General features: G+C 58.5%; 9 protein-coding genes. 3 read left to right on the top strand and 6 right to left on the bottom strand.

The window, feature by feature from the left end; genetic code table 11:
• The first annotated feature begins 291 nt into the window (after positions 1–291).
• Positions 292–1,704, top strand: coding sequence for a cytosine permease (locus tag ACF8FG_RS19935; protein ID WP_014590635.1), 1,413 nt, complete (start codon positions 292–294; stop codon positions 1,702–1,704).
• Positions 1,705–1,854: 150 nt separating this feature from the next.
• On the opposite strand, the gene ACF8FG_RS19930 is transcribed toward ACF8FG_RS19935, so the two are convergent.
• From ACF8FG_RS19930 to ACF8FG_RS19910, 5 genes are all read right to left on the bottom strand, one after another.
• A complete protein-coding gene (locus ACF8FG_RS19930) occupies positions 1,855–3,174 on the bottom strand; it encodes an OprD family porin (protein ID WP_070383791.1) in 1,320 nt (439 codons plus the stop codon).
• A 104-nt stretch (positions 3,175–3,278) separates the two neighbouring features.
• The gene (locus ACF8FG_RS19925; protein ID WP_019436941.1) at positions 3,279–4,007 is read right to left on the bottom strand and encodes a nitroreductase; all 729 of its coding nucleotides are present in this window, start codon (positions 4,005–4,007) and stop codon (positions 3,279–3,281) included.
• A 28-nt stretch (positions 4,008–4,035) separates the two neighbouring features.
• Complete coding sequence (locus ACF8FG_RS19920; protein ID WP_064493012.1) at positions 4,036–5,388, bottom strand: aromatic acid/H+ symport family MFS transporter; 1,353 nt, start codon at positions 5,386–5,388, stop codon at positions 4,036–4,038.
• Between the two features lie 271 nt (positions 5,389–5,659).
• Entirely contained in the window at positions 5,660–6,685 is a 1,026-nt protein-coding gene (locus tag ACF8FG_RS19915) for an AraC family transcriptional regulator (protein WP_026031838.1), read from the bottom strand.
• Positions 6,686–6,885: 200 nt separating this feature from the next.
• A complete protein-coding gene (locus ACF8FG_RS19910) occupies positions 6,886–7,773 on the bottom strand; it encodes a LysR family transcriptional regulator (RefSeq protein WP_019437196.1) in 888 nt (295 codons plus the stop codon).
• Positions 7,774–7,885: 112 nt separating this feature from the next.
• Between ACF8FG_RS19910 and ACF8FG_RS19905 the strand changes: the two genes are divergently transcribed.
• Positions 7,886–8,947: a YeiH family protein gene (locus tag ACF8FG_RS19905; protein ID WP_014590578.1), complete on the top strand. Its 1,062-nt coding sequence runs from the start codon at positions 7,886–7,888 to the stop codon at positions 8,945–8,947.
• 208 nt (positions 8,948–9,155) lie between these two features.
• Entirely contained in the window at positions 9,156–10,529 is a 1,374-nt protein-coding gene (gene ppnN / locus ACF8FG_RS19900; RefSeq protein WP_014590577.1) for a nucleotide 5'-monophosphate nucleosidase PpnN, read from the top strand.
• Positions 10,530–10,650: 121 nt separating this feature from the next.
• Here ppnN and ACF8FG_RS19895 read toward each other — a convergent pair whose 3' ends face one another.
• Entirely contained in the window at positions 10,651–11,796 is a 1,146-nt protein-coding gene (locus ACF8FG_RS19895; protein ID WP_119713921.1) for a GGDEF domain-containing protein, read from the bottom strand.
• Between the last annotated feature and the right edge of the window lie 212 nt (positions 11,797–12,008).

The raw sequence follows: 12,008 nt of genomic DNA, 5'->3' as shown, positions 1-12,008 counted from the left end.
CCTTTCATCTGCCCTGAAAACGCGCACATCGCACCAACCCAGCCCACCGTGATCCGGTTGCCACCCCCGCCGCCCCTCTACCCCAAGGCCTTCAGCCAGCTGGCACTCTCCTTGCTACCGTCACCCGCTTAAGCTTTTGTCAGCCTTAGTTTTTTTAACGCTTATGGGTACATATTTACTAATTTCTCGTTATCCCCGCGCCCCTCATCATCGCTCCAACAAGAACGCGTCGCCCACCGCCGGCACGCCCCCGGGCAGTTCCCAATGCCCTACCTTGCCTTGGAGTCAGTCATGACCAGTGCAGCCAATTCGGCACCCCTGATAGAAAAACACACGATCGGCTACGTGCCCCCGCAAGACCGCCATGGAAAGGTAAGGGATCTGTTCACACTCTGGTTCGGCGGCAACATCGCGCCATTGCCCATCGTCACCGGCGCGCTGGGTGTGCAGCTGTTCCACCTGAACCTGGTATGGGGCATCGTCGCCATCCTCGTCGGTCACCTGGTCGGCGGGGTGCTGATGGCCCTGCACTCGGCCCAGGGCCCGCAAATGGGCATTCCGCAGATGATCCAGAGCCGCGCCCAGTTCGGCACCCTCGGCGCGCTGCTGGTGGTGGTGATCGCCGGCGTCATGTACATCGGTTTCTTCGCTTCCAACATCGTCCTTGCCGGCAAGTCACTGCATGGCGTGGTCGACGCCGTTCCGGTACCGGTGGGCATCGTCATCGGTGCGCTGGGCTCAGGCATCATCGGCATCATCGGCTACCGCTTCATCCACGTGCTCAATCGCATTGGCACCTGGGTACTGGGCATCGGTATCGTGGTCGGCTTCGGCTACATCTTCACCCATGTACAAAGCGACGATTTCCTCACCCGTGGCAGCTTCAACCTGGCCGGCTGGCTGGCCACCGTTTCGCTGGCGGCGTTGTGGCAAATCGCCTTTGCGCCCTATGTGTCGGACTACTCGCGCTACCTGCCGGCAGATGTCAAAGTCAGCTCGACCTTCTGGACCACCTACCTGGGTTCGGCCCTGGGCTCGAGCCTGTCATTCATCTTCGGCGCCGTGGCCGTGCTGGCGATTCCGGCCGGCATGGACACCATGGACGCGGTCAAGCTGGCCACCGGCACGCTGGGCCCGATCATGCTGGTGCTGTTCCTGCTCAGTGTGATCAGCCATAACGCTCTCAACCTGTATGGCGCGGTGCTGTCGATCATCACCCTGGTGCAAACGTTCGCCTACCGCTGGATCCCCACCGCCAAAAGCCGTGCAGTGCTGTCGCTGATCGTGCTGTCGGCCTGCTGCGTGGTAGCGGTGTTCGCTTCGGCAGACTTCATCGGCCACTTCGTTGACATGGTGCTGGTACTGCTGGTGGTGCTGGTGCCGTGGACGGCGATCAACCTGATCGACTTCTACGCCATTCACAAAGGTGACTACGACATCCAGTCGATCTTCCAGGTCGATGGTGGGATCTATGGGCGCTACAACCCGCAGGCACTGATCGCCTACGCTGTGGGTATCGTGGTGCAGATACCGTTCATGAACACCCCGCTGTACGTCGGGCCGATTTCCGAGCACATCAACGGGGCTGACCTGTCGTGGCTGGTAGGGTTGGCGATCACCTCGCCGCTGTACTGGTGGCTGGCGAGCCGTGACAGTGCCTACCGTCGTCGGCAGACCAGCGCCAAGCTGGCAGCGGTGGCTTAATCCGTACTGGCCTTTCGTAGCAAAAGATGAAACGGCTGGGTGCAGGCGTCCGAACGCCTGGTGCAATTCAGGCGGAAAACAGCGAACCCTTCGATTGGGAATAAATGGCGAAAAATGGGCCGGCTTCAGAAGGCCGGCCCGTTTCGCTATTTAGAAGTTGAAGGTGTAGCGCATGATCAGGCGATTTTCATTAGCGCTGTCAGCGTAAGTCGAGCGGTTCGTGGAGTTACGCCACTGGAACGAAACACCCTTCGCCGGACCACTCTGTATAACATAAGAGATATCAGTGACCCGCTCCCATTCTTTGCCATCCTCCCCGTTGAGGCGGAGTGAAGCAGCTTGGCGGCTCGTCAGCAGATCAGGATTGACATCATCACCTTTCATGTACCGAGTGGTGAACAGCAAGCCCGGTACACCCAACGCGGCGAAATCAAAGTCGTACCTTGCGAACCACACTCGCTCCTCAGGGGCAGTGAATGTACTGACCAGCGATTCGCCGAACAGATAGGTATCCGTGCCGTTCACGAACGCAAACGAGGTGTCGCCCCAGGCCTTCTGGTAACCGCCACCGATGGTGTGTCCCTTGATGCTGTAGGCGAAGTAGCTACTCAGCGTTCTGTTGTCCACCTCACCCAGTTTTTTGGAGCCCGTCTCGCTGGCATCGAACACGCGAACATCCGCGATCACATTGCCTTCCCACAATGGCTTGATGACTTTAATGCCGGCGAAGTAGGATTTATAAAGATCTTCAAGTTCGGCGGCGTGCAAACTGAAGGTCATGTCCTTCGCAGGCTTGAAGTCAAATGCCAGGTAGTTGTAGTGATCCGCCTCAACCGGGGCATAGCCAGTGGCTGTGAGTGATTCGAAATCGGTGGAATTACGCTGCTTCACTGCGTTGACTCTTGTAGCTGTTACCGTCAATTTATCGATATCGTTGACGGTCAGCGAACCACCGCGAAAGATCTGAGGCAGCAAGCGGCTGTTATTACTCCAGAGTAGAGGCATCAGAGGGTTTACCCCCCCTATCCTCAACTCCGTCTTACCCATCCTCGCTTTGGCGGTGGCCACGAACTTACCGTATTCCTCCTCAACCTGCCTGTCGGAATCGTAGGCCAGCAGCCCTGATCCCGTTCTGTCCGGGCTGGAATCAAGCTTCACCCCCAGCAAGCCCATCGCATCAATACCGAAGCCCACTGGCCCTTCTGTAAAACCGGATTGCAGGTTCAAAGTAAAACCTTGCGCCCACTCATCGCGCTTGGACTGAGTGGCGCCATCATTGCGAAAATCCCGATTATAGTAAAAGTTACGGAGTTCGAGACTGCCTTTGAAGTCTTCCACGAACGCGGCAGAAGCATAAGGCGCGACTAGCAGTGTTGCTGAACAAGCCAACGTTTTTTTAAAAGCAATAGACATCACAGGCACCTTGTTCTTGTTGTGTGCTTGAGCATGGTCCGCCGCTAAGCGCCCCATGCAATGCCAGTCCTACAAATGGGTTAAGGCCCGCTTTAGCGGAATGATCGAAACAGTATCACCCTGCCCGACGCCAAACTTGCACAGAGCGCACGCCAGGTTTTTTATTCTGAGTGAAAGGTAGTGAATGCACGCACGGGTTCACGGCCAGTAACCAACGTGTTCTCAATGCTGCCATCATCGGCATAACCCAAGCTCATCCCACAGACGAGCATTTGGCTCTTCGGTATTTCCAGCATTTCAGTGATGATGCTGTGATATTTAAGGAATGCTGCCTGTGGGCAGGTGTGCAAGCCTCTTCCCCGTGCGGCAATCATGAGGCTTTGCAGGAACATGCCATAATCCAGCAGGCTCCCTTCCTGAAGCACGCGGTCAATCGTGAAGAACAGGCCAACAGGCGCCCCGAAGAAGCGATAATTCCGGCCGTGTTGCTCATGCATCCTTTGTTTATCGCTTCGACTGATGCCCAACAAGCTATAGAGCCCCCACCCTACCTCCCTGCGCCGCTCGATGTAGGGAGACGTCCACTCCCTGGGGTAATACGCGTAGGGATCAGAAAAGCGTTGGTCATCAGCCGGATGGTCATCAACCTCAGCAAGTGCTGCGGACAACCGTGCCTTCATATCACCGGTAACAACATGCACATTCCAGGGCTGCAGGTTGACGCCTGTTGCGCTAAAGCGAGCAACGTTCAGCATCGCTTCGATTTCCTCTAGCGGAACTGGGGTTGGGAGGAACGACCTGATGCTCCGACGTGAGACAATTGCCCAGTCGATCAAACGGGCTGTTTCGTCCGAACCTACCGGTGATTCGCGCAAGCGATCAATAAGCATACTTGGCACCTGTCTCTCAGAATTACGGTCAGGTCAGCTCGTGGGCAACCGTGGCCTTCTTCCTCACTACAGCCGAGTCCGAGCGGGATTGGTTGATCATGGTCACTGCAACAGCCCCTACCAGGCCGGCGAGCGCGATTGCCATGAAGTTCTGCTCCAGCGGCAACGCCATCGACACCAAGGCACCAATCAAAACAGGTGCGACAATCGCCCCGACGCGACCGACCCCCGATGCAAAACCGACGCCAGTCGAGCGGATGGTGGAGGGATAGAAATCGCCGGCGTATGCATAGGCCAGAAGCTGTGTGCCAAGGGTCGAGGCCCCCACGATGAACACGACGACAAAGAGCAGTTCGGTGGAGCGGGTATACCCCAGCAACGTGAGTGCGACCGCGCCCACTACATAGAACACCACCAAGACGTGCTTGATGCTGAATTTATCGCTAAGCCATCCACCCAGAATTGCACCGAAGATCGAACCGAGGTTGAACACGATGACGAAATTCAGGGCTGAACCGAGGCTGAAGCCCGCCATGGCCATCAACTTGGTGAGCCACGAATTGAGCGCATACACCATGAACAGCCCGGTCATGAATGCCATCCAGATCATGACCGTGCTGTATCCACGGCCTTCCAGGAAAAGGCTTCGTACCGGCTTGTCTTGAGCAGAGATAATCTGCGGATTGCCAACGAATTGCGTGTCATCCTTGATCACAAGGTCAGGACGAAGGCGACGCGCGATGACTTTCAACTCGTCTTGTCGCCCCTGCTTCAACATAAAGCCGATAGAGTCGGGCATTGTCTTGAGAATGAAAGGAATCAATACCACTGGCAGGACTGCCACGTAAAACACGTATTGCCAACCGTAGCTTTCGATCAGTTGTTTACCCGTCAGCGCTACCAGAATTCCGCCCACCGAATAGCCTGCGAAAACGATGGTCACCAGCCGGGTGCGAACTTTCAAGGGCGAGAACTCACCCATCTGCGCCGTACAGATGGGCAACACACCGCCAATTCCCAAGCCGGCGATAAAGCGCATGATACTGAAGGTCAGCGGGCTGTCAGTGAACCCTGCCGCAGCGGTGAAAATGCTGAACAGCGCGACACACATCGCGATCATTTTCGGCCGGCCAATTCGATCTGCCAATGTGCCTAAAAAAATCGCGCCCAGCATTGTCCCGAACAATGCTGAGCCAGCCATTACCCCGGCGCTGGTTGCGTCAATTTGCATATCGGCCATGATGGCTGGCAGGGCAGCCCCCACCACTGCCAAGTCGTAACCATCGATAATCAGAATCAACACGCACCAGAACAGAATAAGTCCATGAAAGCGGTTAAACTTCGACTCTTCGGTCAACGTGTACATATTCAAAGAACTCATACCGTGTCTCCTTCAATCTTATTGTTGTGTTTTTGAAGTCCACATACGTATAGCGATCTGGCACAACTCGACCACACGCACAGGTACGCATGGTTCCGCGTGTGAGTCGGGAGAGTTGAGAGGCACCAGCTAGACGGCGCCCGAGAAAAATCGTAGGCCTTATGGCAAGCGCCAACCATGCCCAATGGCATCATTCTGCTTGACCGGAACGGGCAGTTTTGGAAAAAACCAGATAGCTTCGAACAGAAGCGATCAGCCCAAGCGCAGCGGACTAGTCCCCTCGAGGGCTACGCAACGAGCGTCTGTAAGCACCAGGGGTGATACCCGTCCATTTCTTGAATGCCCTGTGGAACGCACTGGTCTCAATGAAGCCAACCTCTGACGCAACGCCATCCACCGTCATACCTGCCCGGCACAGCAGACTGATGGAAATATCCCGCCTTAGATTATCTTTGAGCCGTTGGTAGGTGAAACCCTCAGCATAGAGCCTTCGCTGTAAGGTGGAACTGGACATGCTCAAGTCGCGGGCGAGCTCATCGAGTTCAGGCCACGTGTGTGGAGAGAGCAGTTTTAATCGCCGCCGGATCATAATGCTCGTACTGTCGTCGTTACGGTATTTCACAAGGAAGTTACTTGGCGTGCCTTTTAGAAAGGCAGGAAGAGAAGCGGGCGTTTGGCAAACCTTGTACGCCAGAAAGCTCTTCTCGAACACAGCGGAGGTTCTATCGGCCCTCCACTCGATTTCCTCACAAAAGCGCATTCGATAGTCGCTGTCGTCCACCGGCTGAGGAGGACGCATCGATAACTTCACAATAGGAATGCGCCTGTCGCACAGCCAGCAAAGCAGGCCGTGCACGAGCACCAGCCAGGCACCGTAACAAAACACCCTTCGCAACTCACCATGATCATGAATGATAATTGCAGCATGCTCTCCCTCGCATTCCACCGACCCGTAGATGTCATCAAGGGCAGTCCTGAGAAACGCCAGAATCCGCTTGAGCGCCTGCCCAATGGTGTCGCAGCCGAGGGCCAGTTGCGCCATCAGCTTGAAGCTACCTCTGCGAAGGGGATGACTGTCTGCCGCAAAAAACTCATCGTCGAGCAAATCCGCTAACGCAATCCACAATCTGGAGAACGTACCAGCAGGTACCCTGGCATAGCGCTGGTCCAGCAGAAGTGGATCAATATGCGCGTGGCTGAGCACAGTAGCGACATCCAGGCCACGCAGTTCTGCTCCTTGAAGTGCGTCCCGCACGAGGCTGATCGACGTGGTGCCTTTGTAGGCAGAAAACTCCATCTGGGGCTCCGTTGCTAACTCGATACCGAAGGCTGCCTTGCAAAGCATACACGCCGATCCATATAGCCAATACCCTATGTTCAGAAGCCACCAAGGGTTGAATTGGCGTCCAACTTCCTGGGGGCAGTCCAGATACAGCACCGTCTTCAAAAATCTGTGCTGTACCTGTGGCGGGCACGTCCGCGAAGAGACCAGTACAGTCAACCCACCTCTTGCATGGCAACACACAATTCAAGAAACCGCGAGGCAGCCCGCGAAGGCGTAGCCGCATGCGGCAACAGAATGGAAAAACGCCGCACCAGCGCCTGCGGCGCTACCTGCAACCGGTGCAGCGCCCCATCTTCATGACGAATGGACATCGCCGACACAAAGCCAACCCCCATCCCGGCCCGGACCGCCTCTTTTACCCCTTCAACGCCCGCGATCTCCAGCGCCACACGCATCGCCACGCCATCACGGGCAAACGCCCGCTCGACGATCTGCCGCACACCCGAGCCGCTTTCACGCAGTACCAAGGGGTAGGCGCCGAGCGCCGCCAGCGTCTGCTGGTCACTGCCTGCCAGCGGATGCCCGCGGGGCACAATCGCCACGATCTCGTCCTCGCGCCACGGCGTCACTTGCGTACCCAACGGCAACTCCTGCCCGGGCGGCCCCTCGATCAGGGCGATATCAACACTGTCCAGGGCGGCGACGATCTCTGCCGTGTTGCCATGCGAGGTGGTGACCAGCACATCCGGATAACGCCCGTGAAAATCGGCGATCAGGTAAGGCAGCAGGTAACTGGCAGGCGTGGTACTGGCGCCGATGCGCAAGGTGCCGCGCTCCAGCCCGCGCATGGCCTCGCGCAATGCTTGCGCCTGTCGGAAGGTTTCGCGCAGGCGCTCGGCATGCGCCAGCAACTGCTCACCGGCCGCTGTCAGCCGCACACCGCGGCCGGCACGTTGGTAAAGGGGTTCGCCAAACGCCTCTTGCAAGAGCTTGAGCTGGCCGGACACCGCCGGCTGCGACAGGTGCAGGGCTTGAGCGGCATGGCTGATGTTGCCGTGTTCGGCAACCGTGGCGAATGTTATCAGCTGTTCTGGGGTCATTTTTGAAAAATATCAGTTTTGCGGATATTTGCCATCCTAAATTACGATTTTTTATAAGCTTATAACCAGATTAACGTAGGCCTTGTCGAAACACCTTTTCCGGAGGACTCACATGGCCACGGTTCCGTCCAACCCTGCCTTTGCCCCTACCCTCTCCACCCGAGGGCGGCTCAATGGCATTCTGTTCGTCGCGCTGTTCGCGGTCGCAGTCACGCAACTGGCGGCCCTGCCCGCTATCGCCAACCTGGGCATCAGCCCGCTGATCGTGGGTATCGTCGCAGGTGCCTTGTATGGCAACGCGCTGCGTGACGGCGTACCGGCAAGCTGGGCAGCGGGCATCAACTTTTCCGCTCGCGGCCTGTTACGCATTGCCGTGGCATTTTTCGGCCTGCGGGTAAGCCTGCAGGAAATTGCCGAAGTCGGCTGGTCGGGGCTTATCGTCTCGGTGCTGGTAGTCACCAGTACCCTGCTGATCGGTCTGTGGTGTGGCATGAAAGTGTTCAAGCTCGACCGCGATACCGCCTTGCTGACCGCCGCCGGCAGCGCCATCTGCGGCGCCGCCGCCGTGCTGGCATTCGAATCGGCGCTGCGCAGCGCCCCCCATAAAAGCGCCATGGCAGTCGGAAGCGTAGTGCTGTTCGGTACCTTGTCGATGTTCCTTTACCCACTGGCGATCAATGCCGGCTGGCTGCATCTGGATACCATGGGCGCCGGGCTGTTGCTGGGCGGCACTGTCCACGAAGTGGCGCAGGTGGTTGGCGCGGCCAGCAATGTCAGCCCCGAAGCCACGCATGTCGCCACCATCGTCAAGATGACCCGGGTCATGCTGCTGGTGCCGGTACTGCTGGTGGTGGGCCTGTGGATCAGCCGTTCGCGCAAGGCTGGCCAGGCGCAGGGCAACGGGCGCATTGCCATGCCTTGGTTCGCTTTTGGCTTCCTGGCCCTGGTCCTGGTGAATTCACTGCAAGTGCTGCCTGGCAGCGTGACCCAGGCCGTGAACAGCCTGGACACCTTTGCCTTGACCATGGCCATGACGGCGTTGGGCATGGAGACCCGCTTCAGCCAGATTCGCCAGGCTGGGCCACGGGCGCTGGCCACCGGGGCGATCCTCAACCTGTGGCTGGTTGGCGGGGGGTTGGCGATTACCCTGGGGGTGCAGAAGCTGTTGGGCTGACTGGAGACCGAGTCGGCTGCTTCGCGGGTAAACCCGCTCCTACAGGTGGGTGCTGCCCTGAAGACGGCAAGGCCCCTGTAGGAGCGGGTTTACCCGCGAAGCAGGCCACCCGGTCTCAAGGTTTTTCCACGCCCCCCTCGTTGCCGTCCACATTTCTCGGTATGGTGGTGTCAAAGAAGGATGTTTTACCCGCACAGGAAAGACTTAGATGCCTCAACGCCATGTCATCAATGCATCCGTCAGCCCCAAAGGCAGCCTGGAGACGCTGTCACAACGTGAAGTGCAGCAACTGAGTGAAGTCGGTACCGGTAGCCTTTACACACTGTTCCGCCAGTGCGCCCTGGCAATCCTCAACACTGGCGCCCATGTCGACAATGCCAAGACTATCCTTGAGGCCTACAAAGACTTCGAGGTGCGTATCCACCAACAGGACCGCGGCGTGCGCCTGGAGCTGCTGAATGCCCCAGCCGACGCCTTCGTCGACGGTGAAATGATCGCCAGCACACGTGAAATGCTGTTCAGCGCCTTGCGCGACATCGTCTACACCGAAAGCGAGCTGGCCAGCCAGCGCATCGACCTGGAAAGCTCCCAGGGCATCACCGACTACGTTTTCCACTTGCTGCGCAACGCGCGTACCTTGCGCCCGGGCGTGGAGCCGAAGATGGTGGTGTGTTGGGGCGGCCACTCTATCAGCACCGAGGAATACCAGTACACCAAGAAGGTCGGCCACGAACTGGGCCTGCGCAAGCTGGATGTCTGCACCGGCTGCGGCCCGGGCGTGATGAAAGGCCCGATGAAGGGTGCCACCATCGCCCACGCCAAGCAACGCATGCATGGCAGCCGCTACCTGGGCCTGACCGAGCCCGGCATCATCGCCGCCGAAGCGCCCAACCCGATCGTCAACGAACTGGTGATCCTGCCAGACATCGAGAAGCGCCTGGAGGCCTTCGTGCGTGTCGGCCACGGCATCATCATCTTCCCGGGCGGTGCCGGCACGGCGGAGGAGTTCCTGTACCTGCTGGGCATCCTCATGCACCCGGACAACCACGACCTGCCGTTCCCGGTGGTGCTCACCGGCCCGCGCAGCGCCGAGCCTTATCTGCAACAGTTGCACGCTTTCGTCGGCGCCACGCTGGGTGAAGCGGCCCATCGCCTGTACGAAATCATCATTGATGACCCGGCGGAAGTCGCCCGGCACATGGTCGAAGGCCTCAAAGCGGTCAAGCAGTTCCGCCGCGAGCGCAACGATGCCTTCCACTTCAACTGGCTGCTGAAGATCGAGGAGAGCTTCCAGCGACCGTTCGACCCGACCCACCAGGCCATGGCCGACCTGGACTTGCGCCGCGAGCTCCCGCCCCATGAACTGGCGGCCAACCTGCGCCGGGCGTTTTCCGGGATTGTCGCAGGCAACGTCAAGGACAAAGGCATCCGCCTGATCGAGGAACACGGGCCGTATCAGATCCATGGTGACAGCGCCGTACTGGACCCGCTGGGCCGGCTGCTGCAGGCATTCGTCGACCAGCACCGGATGAAGCTGCCCGGCGGCGCCGAGTATGTACCGTGCTATCAGGTTGCAACCTGACCACGCTGTTTTGCCGATGACGGGCATGGATGCCCGTCAAACGCGGGGGCCGAGTGACGGGAGCGCCTGTACGGATCACCCACATGGGTTACATGAAAGCTCACCCACCTAGGTGATTCGCTCATTGCCGGAGTTCAACCATCGCCCGCTCGAAAAACCGGATGCTGTCGCGCCCCCCACGTTTGGACTGGTACAACGCCACATCCCCCTGCTCGATCAACGCCGCCAGGCTCGCCGGCGGCTGATCGAACACGTTGGCACCAATGCTCAAGGTAACCGCATGGGGCGTAGGCACGGTCTTGTCGGCGTACTGCTGGAACTGCTCACGCAGCCCACTACCCAGTTCCATGACCCGTTCACTGCTCGCGCCACTGAGCAAGATGACGAATTCATCCCCGCCCAATCGCGCCGCCAGCGAGCGCTCGGGCAGCGTCGTACGGATCATCTCGCTCAAGGCAATCAGCAAACGGTCGCCGGCGATATGCCCGTGCAGGTCGTTGACCAGTTTGAAGTTATCAATGTCGATCAACAGCAATGCCCCGGGTTGCGCCGGGCTCACGTCCTTGAAGAAATGCCCCGCCCGCACCTCCAGTGCACGCCGGTTGTACAGCGCAGTCAGCGGGTCACGGGCTGCCAGCCGGGCAATCCGCTCTTCACGCCGGTAACGTACGGTGCCGGTCATCGACAAGGCAATCAGCATGATCGCCATCGCGCCTTCCACCAGCGAAACCTGAATGATCAGCCCGCCAAAGGTCGCCAGGTCAATCAGCGTGCCTGGCGTGATCGCGATGGCCGCCTTGGCCACATAGAACAGCCCATGGATCAGCAACACATAGCGCAGTTGCACAGCCCCGACACTCAGCGATTTGCCATGTGGCCGCAGTAGGAAACTGGCCTTGAGCGTCAGCGAGGCCACCAACAACGAGTTGACCATCAGTATCACCTTCGACCACTGCGGGCCCACGGGCAGCAGCAGCAAGGCGAACCAGACCAGCCCAATCATCAACCACGCACCTGACAAGCGCTCTTGGGTGAAGCGCAGCACGCCGATCAGGAAAAACACGTGGGCCACCACCAGCAAGCCATTGGCGAACCAGATTCCGATGAACAGAAAGCCGACCCCGCGCAACAATGCCAGGATGCTACCAACCGTAATCGTGGCGAAACCCGCACTCCAATACAGCAACGAGGTTTCGCGCACGCTGCGCCATTCAATCGCCAGGTACAAGGCGGCCGCAGCAGCCAACGCGACTGAAATAGTCAGCATCGTGGGTGGATCTAACGCCATATACGCATTGGCCTGTCTGGTTAACGGGAAAAGGCCCGACTGTATGCGATCGTGATCACGTTCAGAGGGGCCTTGCACGGTTGCCTGCACATTGTAAACCAGCCCCAGACAAAGGGCCGTGGGTAGCAATATCATAATGACATCAATGCACCGTTCGCACCACTCTGGCCCTGTCGCTGGCTTGCCGGCGA

Source organism: Pseudomonas sp. YQ_6, assembly GCF_043103245.1.
GTDB classification, from domain to species: domain Bacteria; phylum Pseudomonadota; class Gammaproteobacteria; order Pseudomonadales; family Pseudomonadaceae; genus Aquipseudomonas; species Aquipseudomonas alloputida.
This window is presented reverse-complemented; position numbering and strand designations above follow the sequence as displayed.